Here is an 18,588-nt window from a genome sequence, read left to right on the forward strand (position 1 = left end):
CCTGCGCTGCGCACTATAGTGCCCATTCTTGTCCGGTGGATCAAGTTTCCTTCAGTTCAGGGCGCTGTCAGCCGCCTGTGCGCGGTCCTGTTTTTCGCTCATGCGGCGGAACCAGGTCGAGAGCAGGGCCCCGGAAATATTGTGCCAGACACTGAACAGCGCGCTGGGCACCGCCGCCAGCGGTGAGAAGTGCGCGCTGGCCAGGGCGGCGCCCAGCCCCGAGTTCTGCATGCCGACTTCCAGCGCCAGCGACTTGCGCTGGGCCAGTGGCAGCTTGAACAGGCGGCCGGTGAAGTAACCCAGCAGGTAGCCGAAGCTGTTGTGCAGCATCACCACGGCCATGATCAGCAGGCCGGACTCGGCAATCTTCGCCTGGCTGGCGGCGACCACGGCGGCGACGATGATCACGATGCTCACCACCGATACCAGCGGCAGGACTTCCACTGCGTGGCGGACTCGCTCACCCAGCAGGCGTTGGGCGACGACGCCGAGCACAATCGGCAGCAACACCACCTGCAGGATCGACCAGAACAGCTCGCTGAACTGCACCGGCAACCAGGCCGAGGCCAGCAGCCAGATCAGCGCGGGGGTCAGCAGTGGGGCGAGGAGGGTGGTGACGGCGGCGATGGCCACCGACAGCGCGAGGTCGCCGCGGGCCAGCCAGGTCATGACATTGGAAGAGGTGCCGCTGGGGCAGCAGCCGACCAGGATCACCCCGACGGCGATTTCCGCCGGCAGCTGGAAGGCCCGGCAGAGCAGCCAGGCGACGCCGGGCATGATAATAAAGTGGGCGATCACGCCCAGGGCCACGCGCCAGGGATGGCGGGCGACTTCGGCGAAATCGTCGAGTTTGAGGGTCAGGCCCATGCCGAACATCACCAGGCCGAGCAGCGGCACGATGGCGAATTTCAGGGCGATGAACCAGGTGGGTTGCAGGAACGCCAGCACGGCGAAAATCAACACCCAGTAGGCGAAGGTATTGCCGACGAAGCGGCTGAGTGTGGCCAGTGCGCGCATGGGGTTTTCCTTGTTATATGCAGTGTTGGGCCAGACAAGCGCGGGGCCTGTGGGAGAGGGGGTTGCACGCGAAGCCTTTGAGGGCCTCTTCGCTGGCAAGCCAGGCTCCTACAGGTCTGTGTCGTACACAAAATCTGTGTCCGACAATGCACTGTAGGAGCAGGGCTTGCCCGCGAAGCTTTTGGCGACCTCAAGGGCCCCAATCGCCAGCAAGCCGGCTCCTGCTCGGCATCAGATACCCTGCGGCATCTCCTCGCCACCCAAAGCCTCGAACAGCTGCGGCAGGAACTCGCCGAAGGTCAGCATCATCAGGGTGAAGCTGGCATCCAACTGGCCCAGGGCTTCTTCGCCGCCGTCCTGTTCGGCCTGATCCTGCAGCAGGTCTTCGAACTTCAGGCGCTTGACCACCATCTTGTCGTCGAGCACGAAGGACAGCTTGTCCTGCCAGGCCAGGGACAACTGGGTCACCACCTTGCCGGTGCTCAGGTGCAGCTGGATTTCCTCGCCGGTCAGGTCCTGGCGCTTGCAGCGCACAATGCCGCCGTCTTCATGGGTATCACGCAGCTCGCATTCGTCGAGGACGAAGAAGTGCTCCGCGGTCACCTGGGTCTTCACCCAGTCGGTCATGATCGCGCTTGGCGCGGTTTTCACCGTCAACGGACGCACCGGCAGGGTGCCGAGTACTTCACGCAGGGTCGACAGCAGGTCCTCGGCGCGTTTCGGGCTGGCCGAGTTGACCAGGATCAGGCCCTGTTTCGGCGCAATCGCGGCAAAGGTCGACGAACGACGGATAAAGGCACGCGGCAGGAACGCCTGGATGATTTCATCCTTGAGCTGGTCACGCTCCTTCTTGTAGACCTTGCGCATCTGTTCGGCTTCGATCTCCTCGACCTTTTCCTTCAGTGCATCGCGCACCACGCTACCCGGCAGGATGCGTTCTTCCTTGCGCGCGGCCACCAGCAGGAAGTCGCCGCTGACATGCACCAGCGGGGCGTCTTCGCCTTTGCCGAAGGGCGCGACGAAACCATAGGTGGTCAACTCCTGGCTTGCACAGGGGCGGGCCGGTTTGCTCGCCAGTGCGGTCTCCAGCGCCTCGGCATCAAAAGGCAGATCTTGGGTCAGGCGGTAGATCAGCAGGTTCTTGAACCACATGGGGTGCATCTCTCCTTTATACAAAGGAGGGCATTATTCTCTTCGTGGGCCCATAGGCCAACCCTCTGCTAAGTCTTTGGAAGGCCTGAGAAAAATATTAAAAAAAGTGCTTGCCAGAGTGGGGAGTGCTCCGTAGAATGCGCGCCACACCGAAAGCGAAGGGTGATTAGCTCAGCCGGGAGAGCATCTGCCTTACAAGCAGAGGGTCGGCGGTTCGATCCCGTCATCACCCACCATTCGATATCAGTGTTACGCGCAGCGGTAGTTCAGTCGGTTAGAATACCGGCCTGTCACGCCGGGGGTCGCGGGTTCGAGTCCCGTCCGCTGCGCCATATTCGATGATCTGGACCACTGAACGCCAGGTCATCACAGAAAGCCCGCCTTGTGCGGGCTTTTTTGTTTTCCGAATCCCCTTCGGATCCCAGCGCCCGCCGCGGTTTTCAAATACCCATTCAAGCAGGCCTCAATTCCCCAGCGATCAACGTTGCGCCGTTCCCAGGCCGGCATTCCCGACTCCGTTGTTTGGATATCCCGCAGGATTGGTTCCTTCCTTCCTCAATGATGTTGTACGATAACGTAACACTTCACTTCATCAGTCTATAACACCAATAAAAAGCGTTTGGAGACCTGCCTGTGATTATTCGCAGTATCGAGATCATCCGCCTGGGCATCCCCTTCTCCGCGGGTACCCCTGAGCGCAAGAACCTCGGGCCGGCCAAGGACGACGATGCCTTCAATGCCGCATCACCCCGACATCGGCGTATGGAAAGCCTGATGCTCAAGGTCACCACCGATACCGGCCTGAGCGGTTGGGGCGAGGCTTTTGGCCACGGTTCCAATCCGGTGACCTTCAAGGCGTTGACTGAAGTGGTGGCGCCCATGTTCATCGGCACCGCGCTGGCCGACCGCGCCCGGACCCTGGACGCCGCACGTCGCGCCCTGCATGGTTTCGGCTCCACCGGCCCCATGGTCTATGCCTTGTCCGGTATCGATATCGCCTTGTGGGACCTGGCCGCACAAGTGGCGGGCCAGCCGTTGTACCAGCTGCTGGGCGGCACGCCGCGCGAGCTTGAGTTGTACGCCAGCCTGGTCAGTTATGGCGGCGATCCAGACGAAGTATTTGCCCAGGTCAAACGCGCCCGCCAGCAGGGCTTTCGCAAGATCAAGCTGCATGAAACCACCTATCCGGCCATCGCGGCGGCCCGTGCGGCGCTGCCGGTGTTGGTCGGCGAGTTGATGGTCGATGTCAATTGCCCCTGGACCGTTGCCCGGGCGTGCGACATGGCTGAACAGTTGCACGAGCTTGACCTCGGTTGGCTGGAAGAACCCGTCTGGCCGCCCGACGATATCAATGGTCTGGCCCAGGTGCGTCGTCATGGCGTGGCGATTTCCGCGGGTGAAAACGCAGCGGGGGTGAACGGTATTCGCGCCCTGGTCGAGCAGGGTGCGGTCGATATCCTGCAGCCCAGTGTCGCCAAGGTCGGGGGCATCAGCGCGATGCTGGAGGTTTTCGCCATTGCCCGTGAGCACGCTGTCCGCGTCGTGCCCCATTGCTTCTACTTCGGCCCCGGGTTACTCGCCGTCGCCCATCTGTTGACGCTGTTGCCGGCGGACGTGGCACTGGAAGTCCCCTTTATCGAGTTCGAGCGCCTGCTGTATCCCGAACTCGCCTTCAAGCCCCGCATGAGCCTGCCCGATGTGCCGGGCCTGGGCTTTGTGCCCGACGTCGAGGTATTGCGGACCTATTGCACGGACCATGCGCTGATCAGCTGAGTCACCACAGGCTGTCACGCTCTAAAAATAATAAACAAAGGCCATAAAAAAATGAAAGGCAACTACCGCTGGAGAATCGCCGGGCTACTGTTTTTTGCCGGCATGCTCAACTACCTGGACCGCGCCGCACTGTCGGTGGTGGCGCCGCTGTTGAAAACCGAACTGCACATCGACGATGCCCAGATGGGTTTTATCTTCAGCAGCTTTTTCATCGGTTACTGCGCCCTGTGTTTTGTCGGCGGTTGGGCTGCCGATACCTATGGCCCGAAAAAGGTCTTTGCCTGGGCGGCGGGTATCTGGTCGCTGTTTTGCGGATTGACCGCGATCATTACCGGGTACGTCCACCTGCTGATTTTCCGGGTGTTGTTCGGCATGGGCGAGGGGCCGATGGGCACCACCACCAACAAGGCGATCACCAATTGGTTTCCTCGGGAAGAGGCCGGGCGGGCGTTGGGTTTCACCAACTGCGGCCAGCCCCTGGGTGCGGCCGTGGCCGGGCCGATCGTCGGCCTGGTGGCGCTGAATTACGGCTGGCGGGTGTCGTTTGTGGTGATCGCCTTGCTGGGTGCGTTGTGGCTGGTGGCCTGGTTGTTGATCTTCAAGGACACGCCCGAGCAGCACCCGAAGGTGTCCGAGGCCGAGCGCGAGTTGATTCGTGTCAGTCGTGCCGAGGTGTTGGTCGAAGGTGTGCAGGAAGGCCGCAGCCTGGTCAGCTACATTTTTTCCGCTCCGGTGCTGGCGGTTGCGACCGCGTTTTTCTGCTTCAACTATGTGCTGTATTTCTTCCTGACCTGGCTGCCCAGCTACCTGATGGACTTTCAACACCTGGACATCAAGAGCATGAGCATCATCGCCGTGATCCCCTGGCTGGGAGCGGCGGTGGGCTTTCTGGGCGGCGGTTTTGTCACCGATGCATTGGCCAGGAAGCTGGGCAACGTGATCCTGGCACGCAAGTGCGTGCTGATCGTCGGCCTTGGGGTCGCGGCCAGTTGCGTGATGATCACCACCCAGGTGTCGTCGTTGAGCATGGCGGTGGCCTGCATCACGGTGTCGAGTATTTTCCTGTTCGTCACACCACAGATCTGCTGGGGGCTGATTCAGGACATCGTGCCGAAGAATCGTGTCGGCGGTACCGGTGGTTTCGTGCATTTGCTGGCCAACCTCGCCGGCATCATCGCGCCGTCGCTGACCGGCCTGGTGGTGCAATACGGCGGTGGCTACAACGTTGCGTTCGTGATCGCCGCCGGGGTCTGCGGGTTGGGTATGCTGGTGGTCATCCTGGCGGTACGTGGGCATGCCCCGGCTGCTGAAAACCAGCGCACCAGCCCTTCGGTCGCATTGAAATAAGTTATTGGAGGCCAGGGCCGGCGGGGAGGCGGGCCGCTGGTTTTCGCCTCGCTAATACCCGGTTTTTCTCGTTCTGGGCTTCGAGAAATCGAGGTGCTGAAAAAAGATTATCTAAATCAGTGCGTTATGGATTTTTTGTGGCATAATGCGCCCGCACCGAAACGAAAGGGTGATTAGCTCAGCTGGGAGAGCATCTGCCTTACAAGCAGAGGGTCGGCGGTTCGATCCCGTCATCACCCACCATTTCGCTTCAACGCTACGCGCAGCGGTAGTTCAGTCGGTTAGAATACCGGCCTGTCACGCCGGGGGTCGCGGGTTCGAGTCCCGTCCGCTGCGCCATCTTCAAATGATCTGGACCGCTGAACGCCAGGTCATCACGCAAAAGCCCGCCTTGTGCGGGCTTTTTGTCGTCTGGGGTTTATTGCTCGGCGTTGCGGCTATGCCGGTAATCGCTCACCGCGTCATACACCGCCTTGCGCAACCGGTTGATCCCACCAATCGGCCGGTGCGCCTCCAACCCGTGCCAGGGGCTGAACGACTGGTTGTCACAGGCGATATTCTGTTCCAGCGTATCGAAGTCCTGGGCCGGAATCCGAATCCGCGCCACCGTCTGGAACGACGCGTCGCTCTCCTTCCATTCAATGCTGGTGTCTTCGATCGGCATATACAGATGCGCATTCTGCCGCTGGATCTGCAGGACGAAACAGGCCGGGACGCGGTCTGTGGATAACTGTTGGGTCAGGGCGCTACGCAGGAAGTTCGGCAGGTCCTCATTCTGTTTCGGCAAGGTATATTCCGGGCAACTCTGCGGGTCAGGGGCCACGCGGAACTTGGCGTTGTCATTGCCGAACTTGTACGGCGAAACCGAAAAATAGGTGGTCTGGGTCGGACTGATCGGCGCCGGCGCCAAGGTCGCCAGGGCGATAAACAGATGGCGCACCTGCCAGGTGGTCGGGTTCCAGCTCGGGAAAAACGCCAGAACCTGCTTGCCGTCCGCCTGGGCGCCGATGTTCTGCTGGTACTCGGCGACATCGCTGACAAAGAAGTTCGGATGACTGAACATCACGAAGTCCTGCTCATTGCGCCCCTGTTGCCCCGGCAGCAGTTGCTTGCCCGGGACGTCGAGCAACTTCAGCGCCATGCCGCGGGCGTCACGAATACTGTCGAACTGCGGATAGGCGTTGCCATTGGACAGGCGTATCAGCGCCTGCCAGGTCTTGCCCGGCTCGGCAAACACGCCCTGGCGCAGCTCGCTGCTCAGGTCACTGGGCACCTGGACCTCGGCCTTCACGCAACCGTGGGCCTTGGCATGGGCATCGCGCAGATAGCGCGTACCTTCACGATGCTGGTCGACGATGCGCACGGCCGTCTGGATGATGTCCTGGGTCATGGCCGATTCGCCGGGCGGGATCTGCTCTTCGGCGGACACCGGGCCGCTATGGCGCCAGGCGTACCAGCCGCTGGCCAGGGCCCAGCCGACCAGCCCGAGGCCGATCAGGATCAGCAGGCTCTTGCCCAGAAAGGCGCCGAGGCGCAGCCAGAGTCGGGTCAGCATGTAGACATCCTTTTAACGTGAACGCGAAGGGGAGGGGTCATGGCAGTTGCGCCTCCAGCGGGCCGCCGAGGACTTTCAGGTATTCGAGCAGGGCCCAGCGTTCCTCGGGCTGCAGCAAACGACCGATCACGCCGTTACCACGCTTGCCGGCACGGAATTCGTGGCCACTGTTGTGGTTGCCGCTGATCCGGGTGTCATACAGGAAACCATTGGGAAAGGCTTCCTGGCGATAACCGAGATGACGCGGATCGTATTCGAAGGTGCCGCGATAGAAGCTGCCGGCGCGCTCATCCTGGGGCGAGAGCAGTTGATACAGCGAAGGCACCGAGCCGTTATGCAGAAACGGCGGGGTGGCCCATACGCCGGCCAGCGGCCGGGCCTTGTAGGCGCGTTGTTCGAGCACCCCGATAGGCAGGCCGAAACCGTCCATGGCCGGGCGTTCTTCCGGCGTGACCTTGGCCTCGCGATAGGCACGCTCTTCGACGAAGGCGGTGACGTAGGCCAGGCCCTTGGCTACCGACAATTGCGTCATATCCAGCGGCGCCTCGGGTGCCGGGTGCAACTGGACCGGCAGTTTCGCCAGCTCGACCGGGTTCCACTGCAGTGCACTCAGGTCGTAGCGATTGTCGGCGATGTTATTGGCGGTGTTCGGGTCGGTGCCGATCACTGCGACTGGAATCGAAACCAGGTGTTTTACCGGACGGCCCTTCTCTTCGGTCACCGGGGGCACATGGCAGCCGGCGCAGTTTTCCGCGAACAGCCCGCGCCCCTTGGCGGCCAACGGCAGGTCGACCTTGCCGAACAGGTCTTCCGGCCAATGCGGCGGCTGCAGGTGCTTGAGGGTTTCCTCGATCCGTTGCAGGTCACGCACGCGCACGCCGGAAGGGTAGCGGTCGGCGCCTTGCAAGGGCTGGCCGTTGGCGTCGAAGAAATTCAGGGTCGCGCCAACCCCCAGCGCCTCACCAATATTACGTGCCATGGGTTGCTGGGCCGAAGCGGTCCACTGTACCCAATCAAAGGTCCAGATATCCCAGAGTTGCGGGTAATCCACGGGAGCGTTGGCGACGCGATAGTTCTTCTCGGAGATGGCATCGCCGAAGCTGGCATTGGCGATGCGCCCGAAGGCATCGGTACGGCCGGGGCCTTCCTGGGTCGGATAGAGCCCGCGATGGGTATCGTTCCAGGCCGTCTTCAGGAAGATGTCCAGCGACTGCTTGAAGTCGGTGCGCAACTGGTCGTACTGGGCGTCATAGTTATCGCCCAGGACCTTGTGGGCAAAACGCTTGAACTTCCACGGGTTGTAATAGGTGGCGGCGAGGCTCGCGACCATGGCCTGGCCGAAGCTGCCGCCACGTACCGTCGGTACGCTGGAAGGCAGCACATGCTGGGCCGAGCCGCCGTCGATCCGCAACGCCTGGCCGTTATAGCGCAGTTCGCCGGTATGGCAGGCGGCACAGGTGATATCCAGATACTGCTCGTTGCTGCCGGGATTCTGATGGCGGGCGAAACCCACCGGCAGATTACCGGGGTTGTTGGTGCTGGCCTTGCGCTTGGGATCAATCAGAAAGCCGAACCGCGCCAGATACGCCGGTTCCGCAAAGCGCTGTTCGGAAAACGGCAGCTCCAGGGCGGTGAACCAGTCATAACGCAGGCCTTTGACCTGGGTTCCCTGGGGGGTGTAGTAATAGGTCTGGCGGTCGGCCTCGCTCCATTGCTCCAGATAACGCACCTGGGCCGGTACGTAAGTCGGTAATTTCGGATTGACGACGTAGTACAAGATCACCGCGATGCCGAGGCAAAGCAGGAGAAACGCTGCCAGTAATACACGGTAAAAAATGCGCAAGATCACCATCCTTGTCGAGTTGTTTCCTTCTTATGCCTGAGCCGTTGCCTGGCATCAAGTAGCCATGATGGCTGTGACTGCTGGCCCGTGGCGCTTCAGTCGTGTCGGTGCAGACGTAAGCAGACTGTCAGGGTTTTGTAAAATGCCCCAAACACCTGAACTTATTGGCTGTTTGCCCCTCTCATGCCGGTAGCCATTGGTCGTGGCGGCCTGATAAGCTCGCGGCTTTATACGATTGCCCTTTAGGCGCATGAACAAGGAAATAGCATGAAACAGCATCGGTTGGCGGCGGCGGTAGCCCTGGTAGGCCTGGTACTTGCGGGTTGCGATTCGCATTCCAGCGTAGAGCTGAAAACCCCGGCGCAAAAAGCTTCCTACGGTATCGGCCTGAACATGGGCAAGAGCCTGGCCCAGGAAGGCATGGACGACCTCGATTCCAAGGCCGTGGCCCAGGGTATCGAAGATGCCGTCGGCAAGAAGCCGCAGAAGCTCAAGGACGACGAACTGGTCGAAGCCTTTGCCGCCCTGCAGAAACGCGCTGAAGAGCGCATGGCCAAGCTGAGCGAAGAGTCGGCGGCTGCCGGCAAGAAATTCCTCGAAGAAAACGCCAAGAAGCCAGGTGTCGTCACGACCGCTTCCGGCCTGCAGTATGAAGTCATCAAGAAAGCCGACGGTCCTCAACCCAAGCCGACCGACGTAGTGACCGTTCACTACACCGGCAAGCTGACCAACGGCACTACCTTCGACAGCTCCGTGGATCGCGGCAGCCCGATCGACCTGCCGGTCAGCGGCGTGATTCCAGGTTGGGTCGAAGGCCTGCAACTGATGCACGTCGGCGAGAAGTACAAGCTGTACATCCCGAGCGACCTGGCCTACGGCGCACAAAGCCCAAGCCCGGCAATCCCGGCCAACTCGGTCCTGGTCTTCGACCTGGAACTGCTGGCCATCAAGGATCCTGCCAAGGAAGACGCCGCCGCCAAATAAGGCGCCGGCTCATGACAACGCCCCGTTTTCGGGGCGTTGTCGTTTCTGAGAGATGCAGGCTGTAAGAAAACGAACATCCATAGGTCGGTATAGTCTTAATATTCAGCTAACGGGCCTAATCGTAGACTGATGCCAAGTCAATGAAATATTGGCTTTTTTTCAGTGAGTAAAAAACGCCCGATCTGAGCTGGCCCCTTGTAAAACGGGGCTTGCAGCGTTGAAAAGTGGCTCTGTTCACAAGGTTATCCACAAGTTGTGTGGATAACCTGGCGTCGCTGTCGATTGGAGTGATGATGAAAGCACCCTGGAATTTCACGCGCTTCCTGCCCATGGCCCAACGCGTGCTGTCGCGCGGCCGTCTACCGACCCTGTTGTTTGCCGTGGCGAGCAAGAGCGCGCACCAGGGCGGCCGGCTGGGCAAGCTCAGGGAGGACCTGAAGCTGTTGCAGGTGCTGTGCCTGGCCTACTGGCGCGGCGAGTACCGGGCCATCAACGTCAAGTCGATGATCATCGTGGTGGCGGGGCTGATGTACTTCCTCAGCCCGATCGACGCCATCCCCGATTTTATCCCCGTGTTCGGCATGCTCGACGACATCGCTGTCCTGGCCTGGGTGATGAATACCCTGGACCAGGAACTGACGGCTTTCCGTCGTTGGCTCGAACGGCAGGCACCGGAACAGCTGCGGGCGATCGAGCATTTGCCGGATACACCCGAGCAGTTGCAACTGCAACGCCACGAAAAGGACTGAATCCCAGCCATTCCCTTTAAGAACACACCCCTAGCGACCTTGGTGGCTGTTAAGATTAAGCTACAAGGAAAGCGCCGACTCGCTATGTGTAAAAGTCCTACGGGGTGTGGTGATGGATCTTCAAATAATTACACGTGACGGAAAACCGGAGTATGCGGTTCTACCCTGGGCCCAGTATCAAGCGTTACTCCAGGCTGCCGGTTTGAGCAGCCAGCAACCGCCTCAATCTCCCCCAGCAAGCCCGGCGCCGCCGGCTGATGCCTTGCCGGCCTTCGAGCAATTGCGCAGCCTGCGCGAAGCCAAGGGCCTGGCCGTGGAGACCCTGGCGCGTACGGTGGGCATCAGCCCTTCGTACCTGGGGCTGATCGAAAGCGGGGAGCGCGAGCCTGATGCCGCGATTCGTCGCAGCCTGGCCTGGGAATTGGGTGTGGCCGGCTGGAGGGACGCATCGTGAGCGTGCGCATCAGTCGCCAGCATTGGGATGGGCTGCTGGGTGAGCTCGACCAGGCGCGCCGCCAGCGCCATCTGTTGACCTACCGTGCCTTGCTGGAGCGCTTGCAGTTGCCCAGCCCGGCCATGCAAACCCTGACGGCGGCCCTGGAGCACCTGGCGGCCCTGGATGCCAAGGCCGAACAACCGCTGCGCAGTTCACTGGTGATCAGCCAGGGCGCGAGCCGTTTGCCGCGCACGGGTTTCTTCGAGTGTGTCGAGCGGTTGGGGCGTTTTTCCGGCCCGTCCGACGGCGTGGCCGCGGCGTCCTGGCATGCTTCGGAAGTGGTGCGGGTGTTCGAGTACGACTATCCCGAGTCGGCCGAGGCTTAAGCCTAAGGATATTTGAAACGAACACGGACTCTTGTGGCGAGCGGGCTTGCCCGCGCTCGGCTGCGAAGCAGTCGTAAAACCAGAGTCTCGGTTATTTCTGATACACCGCGTTTGCAGGTTTTGGGGGCGCTTCGCACCCCAACGCGGGCAAGCCCGCTCGCCACAAGGGGGATCGCGCGAGTCTGAGGCGATTCAGGGCTTGGCCCAGGCCGGCGGGGCGTCGGCGCCCGAGGCGGGCAGGGCGCTGTCAGCCGTTGCAGCGCTGACGGTTTCGCTGTCGATCACATGAATGCTGTACCCCGGCACATTCTTCGCGTGATGCTTGGCCTGGGAGGCCAGTTCGGCCAACTGCGGGGCATCCAGCCGGCCACAGGATTCGGGCTTCAGGTGCACCACGCCGATGGACAGTGACAGCAGCGGGAACTCCTGGCGCTGGCCCTGGCGGTTCGAGGCGATGAAACAGCCGGCCTCCAGGTGCTCGGCACGGTAGAAGCGTCGGCACTGGTTCTGGAAGTCCTCCAGCAACTGATTCAAACGCTTGCGCCAATCCTCCTCGCCCAGCACCAGCAGGAAATCATCGCCGCCGATATGCCCGACGAAATCCCGGCTCGGGTCGACGCGGTCGTTCAAGCATTGCGCCAGGCACAACAGCACCTCATCCCCACGCCCATAGCCGTAGATATCGTTGAACGGCTTGAAGCTGTCGATATCCACATAGCAGATCACCGACTCCCGCGCCTGTTGCAGCAGCCGGGTCAGGCATTGCTGGATCGGCACATTGCCCGGCAACAGGGTCAGCGGATTGGCATGGCGGGCTTGCTGGATCTTCAGTTCGGTAATCAGTTTCAGCACATCGATCACCCGCCCCAGGCCCAGGTACTGGCCCTGCTGGGTAATGATGAAGTCTTCCTCGATACGCTGCCGCGCGCGGCTGGTGAGCAAGCGGCTGACCTGCTGCAAGGACTGGCTCAACTCCACCGCCAGGAAATCATTGCTCATCAGCCGGCTGATGGGCTTGCGGGCGAACAGCTCGGTGGCGAAGGGCTTGAGCAGGGCTTCCGAAAGCGAATGCCGGTGGACGATACCGCACGGGTGATTATGTTCGTCCAGCACGGCCACGGAGTTGAGATTGGCCTGGCGCCGGAAGGCTTCCAGCACGTCCGCCGTGGGCGTGCTCAGGGCCACCGCCGGTTGTACGCTGAGCAGGGTGCCGAGATCACCGGCCTCTTCGTTGAGGGCCATCGAGGTGGCCTCCAGCTTGGGCAACAGCGTGCGCGCTTCCTGCGGCGGCTGTTCCTGGGGCCGGCAGAGCAGATAGCCCTGGACCAGGTCGACACCCATCTCGGTGAGCACCGCCAGTTCCTCCGGCAGCTCGATGCCTTCGGCGATCACCAGGGCCCGCGAGGCCTTGGCGATTTGCAGGATGGAGCCGACGAACTCACGCTTGAGCCCGTCCTGATGGATGCCGTCGATAAAGTGCCGGTCGATCTTCACATAGTCCGGGCGCAGCTCCGACCACAGGCGCAGGCTCGAATAGCCGGCTCCCAGGTCGTCCAGGGCAATGGAGAAACCCATGGCGCGATAGTGATGCAAGGCGTTTTGCAGCAGTTGGAAATCGTCGGTCGGGGTCTGCTCGGTGAGCTCGATCACCACGTTGCTCGGGTCGATGCCGAAGTCCTGCAACAACTTCAGCGTGCGCCCTGGCTGGTGGGTCGGTTCCAGCAGGGATTCCGGCGAGACGTTGAGAAAGAGTTTGCCCGGCAGCTTCTGCTCGCTGAAGCGTCGGCAGGCACTGAGGCGGCAGAGCATTTCCAGCTCGCTGAGGCGACCGGCCTGGCGGGCCACGGCGAACAGGTTGATGGGCGAATGCAGCGGGCTGTTGGAGGGGCCGCGACTGAGGGCCTCATAGCCGATAATCCGTCGTTCGGACAGCGAGATGATCGGTTGGAACAAGCTGTGCAGACCATTCTGAGCCAGGATTGAACTCAGGGCGTTCAGCTGTTCGGTCATGGTCATGGTTGTCTCGGTCGATAAAAAAAGGACCGGGCCCGACTCTTTTTACAAGAGCCATGCCCAGTCCTTTATTTCACGACAGAATGATGACTGTTTGATGACGCTCAGAAGCAGCGGAACATTAAATCGCCATCATCTTTCAATGTTTCGCCACCGCCGTGTTCAAACGCAGGTAGTCCAGCAGAATACGCCCGGTTTCACTCAGGTAGGCGTCGTCTTCGGGCTTGGTTTTCTTGTCCGGATCTGGCGGCAAGGCGTCTTCGTCTTCTTTCTTCAGTTCCTTGAGCGGCTCTTCGCCCTTGGCTTTGCGACGGGCGTTCTCCATGGCCAGCTGCTTGGCGTCGATATCGGTGCGCTGGGCACGACGTTCGGCCTCGTTCAGGCTCACGGTTTTTTCCTTCATCAGCTTCTCGGCCAGGGCCAGCTTGTCGCGAATGAAGATGAACTCCGCATCCTTCGACGCGCGCGCCTCGTGGTCAGCCTTGAGCTGGGCCAGGAACGGCTTGAACGGATCCATCGCCGGCTTGATCGAAGGCCGGATGGTGTCCCACGGCATGGCTTCCGGCAGTGCGCTTTCGCCGATTTCCTTGGTGTCGATGATCGACGGGAAATCCACATCCGGCAATACGCCCTGGTGCTGGGTGCTCTGCCCGGAAACCCGGTAGAACTTCGCCAGCGTCAGTTTCAGCTCGCCATGGTTGAGCGGCTGAATGGTCTGCACGGTGCCTTTGCCGAAGGTCTGGCCACCGATGATCAACGCGCGATGGTAGTCCTGCATGGCACCGGCGAAAATCTCCGAAGCCGAGGCGGACAAGCGGTTGACCAGCAACGCCATCGGACCTTTATAGAAGGCACCCGGGCTTTCGTCTTCGAGCACGTCGACCTTGCCTTCGGCATTACGCACCAGCACGGTCGGGCCCTTGTCGATAAACAGGCTGGTCAGCTCGGTGGCTTCCTGCAGGGAACCGCCGCCGTTGTTGCGCAGGTCGATGACCACGCCGTCGACGCCTTCCTTCTGCAACTCGCCGAGCAGTTTCTTCACGTCGCGGGTGGTGCTCTTGTAGTCCGGATCGCCGGCGCGGAACGCCTTGAAGTCCAGGTAGAAGGCCGGGATATCGATCACCCCGAGCTTGTAGTCCTTGCCGTCCTGCTTGAGGTGCAGGATCGACTTGCTCGCGGCCTGGTCTTCCAGTTTCACCGATTCACGGGTGATGGAGACGATCTTGCTGGTCTGGTCGTTCGGCGCATTGCTGGCCGGAATCACTTCCAGGCGTACCACCGAACCTTTCGGCCCGCGGATCAGCTTGACCACTTCGTCCAGGCGCCAGCCGATCACGTCGACCATCTCCTTGTCGCCCTGGGCGACACCGACGATCTTGTCGGCCGGAGCGACCTGCTTGGTCTTGTCCGCCGGGCCCGACGGCACCAGGCGCACGACCTTGACCAGGTCATTGTCGCTCTGCAGCACGGCGCCGATGCCTTCCAGGGACAGGCTCATATTGATGTCGAAGTTTTCCGCGCTATCGGGAGACAGATAGTTGGTGTGCGGGTCGTAGGACATCGCAAAGGTATTGATATAAGCCTGGAAGATATCTTCGGCGCGGGTCTGGTCCAGACGCGCCAGCTGATTCTTGTAGCGCTTGACCAGCAGGTCCTGGATCGCCTTGGGATCCTTGCCGGCGATCTTCAGGCGCAGCACTTCGTCCTTGACGCGTTTGCGCCAGAGGTCATCGAGCTCGGCGCTGGTCTTCAGCCACGGAGCATCCTTGCGATCGATCAGCAAGGTTTCCTGGGTGGTGAAGTCCATCTTGTCCACGCCTTTGTTCAACTCGGCGATGGTGAAGTCCAGACGCGACTTGACCCGGTCCAGGTAGCGCTTGTAGATGGTGAACCCGGCATTCAGGTCGCCGCTCTTGAGGAAGGCGTCGAACTGGGTTTTCCACTTGTCGAATTCGGCAATGTCGCTGGCCAGGAAATAACTGCGCGAGGGATCGAGCAGCTTGATATAGCTGTCATAGATGATCACCGAGCGCGCGGCGTCCAGCGGCGGCTTGCTGTAATGATTACGCTTGAGCAACTCGACGACGTTCAGGCTGGCAATCACCTCGTCCTTGTCGGGCTGAAGATTGTCCCAGCTATTGGCTGCGAACGAATTGGCCGAGAACGTGGAAATGCCAAGGCCAATGAAAAGAGCGAGTGCGGTGCTGGGGAACAGATGCTTCATGCTGATTCGACGCGGGGGCAATTGATAACGCATATTAGGCCGTCTTTAAAGTCGCCGGTTCCGTGGGACTGCGCACCAAAACCGCCCATTGCGCGTTTTGGTACGACCCTCGGGCCGGTCGCATAATGCAAAAAGCCCGGCGCTACAGCTACGGGCTCAGTCCAGACTCACTATGGAGGCACTGTGAAAGCATTGCAAGGCGTTGAAGGTCAGGTGGAGTGGGTTGAAGAGCCGAGTCCGACCTGCGATGTGGGACAGGTTCGGATTCGGGTGGCGGCCGCGGGCCTCAATCGTGCCGATTTGTTACAAAAAGCCGGGCTCTATCCGCCGCCGCCGGGGGCCAGCCAGGTGCTGGGCCTGGAGTGTTCCGGGGTGATCAGCGAAGTCGGGCCCGGGGCGTCCTGGCAGGTCGGCGACCGGGTCTGCGCGCTGCTGGCCGGCGGCGGCATGGCCGAGGAAGTGGTGGTCGACGGGCGTCATGTGTTGCCGGTGCCGGAAGGCCTGAGCCTGCTGGAGGCGGCCGCGCTGCCTGAGGTCTATGCCACGGCCTGGCTGAATCTGTTCCAGTTGGCGGCCCTCAAACCGGGTGAGAAAGTGCTGCTGCACGCCGGCGCCAGTGGCGTCGGTTCGGCGGCGATCCAGCTGTGCAAGGCCTTCGGCAACCCGTGCTGGGTGAGTGTCGGTTCGGCGGATCGGCTGGCCTATTGCGAGGCGCTGGGGGCCCAGGGTGGGGTGGTGCGGGGTGACGATATCGAAGGCTTGAGCGACTTCGGTCCCTTCGATGTGATCCTCGATCCGGTGGGGGCGAACTACGCCGCGCTGAACGTGAAACTTTTGTCAGGTGACGGACGGTGGGTGCTGATCGGCCTGATGGGCGGCCGGGAAACCCAGCTGGATCTGGCGAAGATCCTCGCCAAGCGCATCCAGTTGCTCGGTTCGACCTTGCGCAGCCGCGACGATCAGTTCAAGGCCGATCTGCTGCGCGACCTCGGTGAGCATGTCTGGCCGTTGTTTGCCGAGAAGCGCTTGAGCCCGCAGTTGGCCAAGACTTTCCCGATCAAGGATGCCGAGGCGGCGTTTGAAGCGCTGGCGAGCAATCAGGTGGCGGGGAAGCTGGTGCTGGTGATCGATGAGCGTCTGTCCTGAGCCCTGATACGGCTTTGCAGAGTGGTCCAATGCCGTGAGCGCAGTGTTGCGCTCACGGTTGCCGTCGGCACGCTTGGGTCGAGCACCGTCACATTCAGTATCTGATCATGTACAGGGCACCCAGGCCGGGTTGTGCGTTATTGCCACAACCGTAGTTACCACTCTGATACGAGTAATACAGGGACAGACCGGCCGGGCAACCTTCAGTGGTCAGAAGCCAGTAGTTCTGCGCGCCGATCGTGCCGGGAGGCAGGGGGAGCCCGAATGAGTGGGCCAGATCCGTTGCCCCTGCCAGGCCGGGTGAGTGGCCCCCCTGACTGGCGACCCAGGCGTTGGCGGCGTGCACGTCTGCAAAGGGGTAGGGTTGTATGCCCAACAGAAAGACATTGCCCACCTGCACCGGGTATGACACCGATTGGTGGCTGGCATCATAGACGGTGATGGTGGCGCTGCCGGTCCGCTCGCCGACCACCTTGCCCGCTGCATTCACCGAGACCACTGCCGGTGCGCTCGACACGTACCGGTAGGGCGGTTGACCGCCACTGGGCAGCCGGGTGGCGGCATTGCCGACCGAGTCGCGAAGGCGGGGCCAGCTGGCTTTGATCGAGAGGCCATCCAGCACCATGACCGACGGCGCGATCACCAGTTCGTCCTGATCGACCTGGTCCTGGGCGCGAAACTCGAAGGTCGCGTCGTTCGCCGCCACTGCGGGCAGGGTCATGCGGATGATGGGGATAGTGATGCCCGTTACCCGGTAGAAGTCCCGTTGATCATGCTGGGCTCCCGCCAGCCCGTCATTGACATAAAAGAACGCTTCGATGGGCAGTTGGGTGGGGATGTTCTGCGCCCAGGTGGCAATGCGCAGTTCGTTTTGCGTGGCGAATGACTCGCTCGGAATGAGTTTCATGGCCGCAATGCTTGCATTGAAGGCCGAGGTGGCCTGTTCGTTCAGCACATCGCGAACATCGAACGCACATTGATGCTGCTGCCGTTGGGGGTTGCCCGTGACGCGATCGTAATGCGTCAGCCACTGCGCAGCGGTGGTAATGCCCTGGTTGCGACATAAGCCGCTGTCCGTGTAACGAATATGCGCGCCACATCCCTTGTCCGTCGGACGCTCGAAAGTGTGCCCATCAATGGCAAAGGAACAGAGGACTTCCGGGTGCACCTTGCCTGCGCTGGCGAGATAGGGGCTGAAGAAGAATCCGTTTTTATAGCTATAAGCCAGCCCTTTGTATTTGGCATCGGTGCGCAAATAGGAAAAGGACACACCGCCGCTCGTTACTGAGAGATTGCTCGGGTTCCAGGCGTGATAATCCGGCGAGGGATTGGTGCCGCGAAGGATGACCCCCGTGCACAGAAAAGCGGGCCGGGAGGGGGCGCCGCAGTCTGAGCGTGTATCGCGATAACGTTGGGTGATCCGTGTCGCCGTTTCCTGTCCGGCCAAGATGAAGTGGGAATGCGCTGGCGAGGGTGATCTTTCTGTCAGCGACCGCCCGGCCTGCTGGGCGGTACAGCCCCAGATGATCAACATCATCGAGGCCAGCAAGAGCTGCTTCAGGTTCAATGGATGGCTACTGAAGAGAAAGTGGCTGGAGCGTCGCCGGTTCATGGAAGACACCTCTGGGTTTGAGGGGGCAGCCAATACGGCGATAGAGGCGGACATGGCGTTATTAAAGAGGCCTGGCGTGAGATGTGTCTACTGTCAGAACTGACAGTTCGAGGGGGGAAATGGAGGCCGTTTGTCCGAAGGCTGACTGCCACACGCCACAAATGAGCGCACTCCTTGCGCTCATTTCACTTATGCCGTTTTGAACGCCCTGAAAATTCAGATAAACCGACGGACGGCGCTCAGACCTGTCATTTCTGACAGTAGGCGAGCTTCGAAAAGAAGCGTTGAATAAACCAACGGCTTTGCGCACATAGACACCTGATCCGGGCATATAGGCTCGCGGATAAGTGC

General features: G+C 61.0%; 14 protein-coding genes and 4 tRNA genes. 11 read left to right on the forward strand and 7 right to left on the reverse strand.

What is annotated here, in order from left to right:
* Positions 1–51: 51 nt before the first annotated feature.
* Both M5C71_RS27545 and rdgC read right to left on the reverse strand, forming a co-directional pair.
* Positions 52–1,017 (reverse strand): bile acid:sodium symporter family protein, encoded by a 966-nt coding sequence (locus tag M5C71_RS27545; protein WP_103499848.1) that lies wholly within the window; start codon positions 1,015–1,017, stop codon positions 52–54.
* A 231-nt stretch (positions 1,018–1,248) separates the two neighbouring features.
* Positions 1,249–2,169 carry a recombination-associated protein RdgC gene (gene rdgC / locus M5C71_RS27550; protein ID WP_103499789.1) on the reverse strand — a complete coding sequence of 307 codons (921 nt, stop codon included), beginning with the start codon at positions 2,167–2,169 and terminating at the stop codon, positions 1,249–1,251.
* Between the two features lie 160 nt (positions 2,170–2,329).
* Between rdgC and M5C71_RS27555 the strand changes: the two genes are divergently transcribed.
* The 6 genes from M5C71_RS27555 to M5C71_RS27580 all read left to right on the forward strand — a co-directional run bounded on the left by M5C71_RS27555 (position 2,330) and on the right by M5C71_RS27580 (position 5,628).
* Positions 2,330–2,405 (forward strand) — tRNA-Val (locus tag M5C71_RS27555).
* Positions 2,406–2,424: 19 nt separating this feature from the next.
* Positions 2,425–2,501, forward strand: a tRNA-Asp gene (locus M5C71_RS27560).
* A 301-nt stretch (positions 2,502–2,802) separates the two neighbouring features.
* Positions 2,803–3,942, forward strand: a complete 1,140-nt coding sequence (locus M5C71_RS27565; RefSeq protein WP_103499838.1) for a mandelate racemase/muconate lactonizing enzyme family protein — start codon at positions 2,803–2,805, stop codon at positions 3,940–3,942.
* Positions 3,943–3,993: 51 nt separating this feature from the next.
* The gene (locus M5C71_RS27570; RefSeq protein ID WP_103499837.1) at positions 3,994–5,289 is read left to right on the forward strand and encodes an MFS transporter; all 1,296 of its coding nucleotides are present in this window, start codon (positions 3,994–3,996) and stop codon (positions 5,287–5,289) included.
* A gap of 167 nt (positions 5,290–5,456) precedes the next feature.
* A tRNA-Val gene (locus tag M5C71_RS27575) sits at positions 5,457–5,532 on the forward strand.
* Between the two features lie 19 nt (positions 5,533–5,551).
* Positions 5,552–5,628: transfer RNA gene (locus M5C71_RS27580), tRNA-Asp, on the forward strand.
* A 79-nt stretch (positions 5,629–5,707) separates the two neighbouring features.
* Here M5C71_RS27580 and M5C71_RS27585 read toward each other — a convergent pair.
* Together M5C71_RS27585 and M5C71_RS27590 are read right to left on the reverse strand one after the other, a co-directional pair.
* Positions 5,708–6,844 carry a catalase family protein gene (locus M5C71_RS27585; protein ID WP_248769226.1) on the reverse strand — a complete coding sequence of 379 codons (1,137 nt, stop codon included), beginning with the start codon at positions 6,842–6,844 and terminating at the stop codon, positions 5,708–5,710.
* Between the two features lie 37 nt (positions 6,845–6,881).
* Positions 6,882–8,687: a di-heme-cytochrome C peroxidase gene (locus M5C71_RS27590; RefSeq protein WP_248769227.1), complete on the reverse strand. Its 1,806-nt coding sequence runs from the start codon at positions 8,685–8,687 to the stop codon at positions 6,882–6,884.
* A 267-nt stretch (positions 8,688–8,954) separates the two neighbouring features.
* Here M5C71_RS27590 and M5C71_RS27595 point away from each other — a divergent pair, with 267 nt between their 5' ends.
* The 4 genes from M5C71_RS27595 to M5C71_RS27610 all read left to right on the forward strand — a co-directional run bounded on the left by M5C71_RS27595 (position 8,955) and on the right by M5C71_RS27610 (position 11,242).
* Positions 8,955–9,671: an FKBP-type peptidyl-prolyl cis-trans isomerase gene (locus M5C71_RS27595; protein WP_103499741.1), complete on the forward strand. Its 717-nt coding sequence runs from the start codon at positions 8,955–8,957 to the stop codon at positions 9,669–9,671.
* Between the two features lie 293 nt (positions 9,672–9,964).
* Entirely contained in the window at positions 9,965–10,420 is a 456-nt protein-coding gene (locus tag M5C71_RS27600; protein ID WP_152741481.1) for a YkvA family protein, read from the forward strand.
* 112 nt (positions 10,421–10,532) lie between these two features.
* The gene (locus M5C71_RS27605) at positions 10,533–10,874 is read left to right on the forward strand and encodes a helix-turn-helix transcriptional regulator (RefSeq protein ID WP_152741480.1); all 342 of its coding nucleotides are present in this window, start codon (positions 10,533–10,535) and stop codon (positions 10,872–10,874) included.
* Positions 10,871–11,242 carry a hypothetical protein gene (locus M5C71_RS27610; protein WP_040065236.1) on the forward strand — a complete coding sequence of 124 codons (372 nt, stop codon included), beginning with the start codon at positions 10,871–10,873 and terminating at the stop codon, positions 11,240–11,242. The genes M5C71_RS27605 and M5C71_RS27610 overlap by 4 nt, the downstream gene beginning before the upstream one ends.
* A gap of 192 nt (positions 11,243–11,434) precedes the next feature.
* Here the strand turns inward: M5C71_RS27610 and M5C71_RS27615 are convergent, their stop codons facing one another.
* Positions 11,435–13,258, reverse strand: coding sequence for a bifunctional diguanylate cyclase/phosphodiesterase (locus M5C71_RS27615; RefSeq protein ID WP_152741478.1), 1,824 nt, complete (start codon positions 13,256–13,258; stop codon positions 11,435–11,437).
* 136 nt (positions 13,259–13,394) lie between these two features.
* Positions 13,395–15,479 carry a carboxy terminal-processing peptidase gene (locus tag M5C71_RS27620; protein ID WP_177102173.1) on the reverse strand — a complete coding sequence of 695 codons (2,085 nt, stop codon included), beginning with the start codon at positions 15,477–15,479 and terminating at the stop codon, positions 13,395–13,397.
* 183 nt (positions 15,480–15,662) lie between these two features.
* Here M5C71_RS27620 and M5C71_RS27625 point away from each other — a divergent pair, with 183 nt between their 5' ends.
* Positions 15,663–16,625 (forward strand): zinc-binding dehydrogenase, encoded by a 963-nt coding sequence (locus tag M5C71_RS27625; RefSeq protein ID WP_248769228.1) that lies wholly within the window; start codon positions 15,663–15,665, stop codon positions 16,623–16,625.
* Between the two features lie 94 nt (positions 16,626–16,719).
* Here the strand turns inward: M5C71_RS27625 and M5C71_RS27630 are convergent, their stop codons facing one another.
* Positions 16,720–18,237: an Ig-like domain-containing protein gene (locus M5C71_RS27630; protein WP_248769229.1), complete on the reverse strand. Its 1,518-nt coding sequence runs from the start codon at positions 18,235–18,237 to the stop codon at positions 16,720–16,722.
* Positions 18,238–18,588 lie beyond the last annotated feature (351 nt).

Source organism: Pseudomonas sp. MWU12-2345, from assembly GCF_023242385.1.
Lineage (GTDB): Bacteria > Pseudomonadota > Gammaproteobacteria > Pseudomonadales > Pseudomonadaceae > Aquipseudomonas > Aquipseudomonas gingeri_D.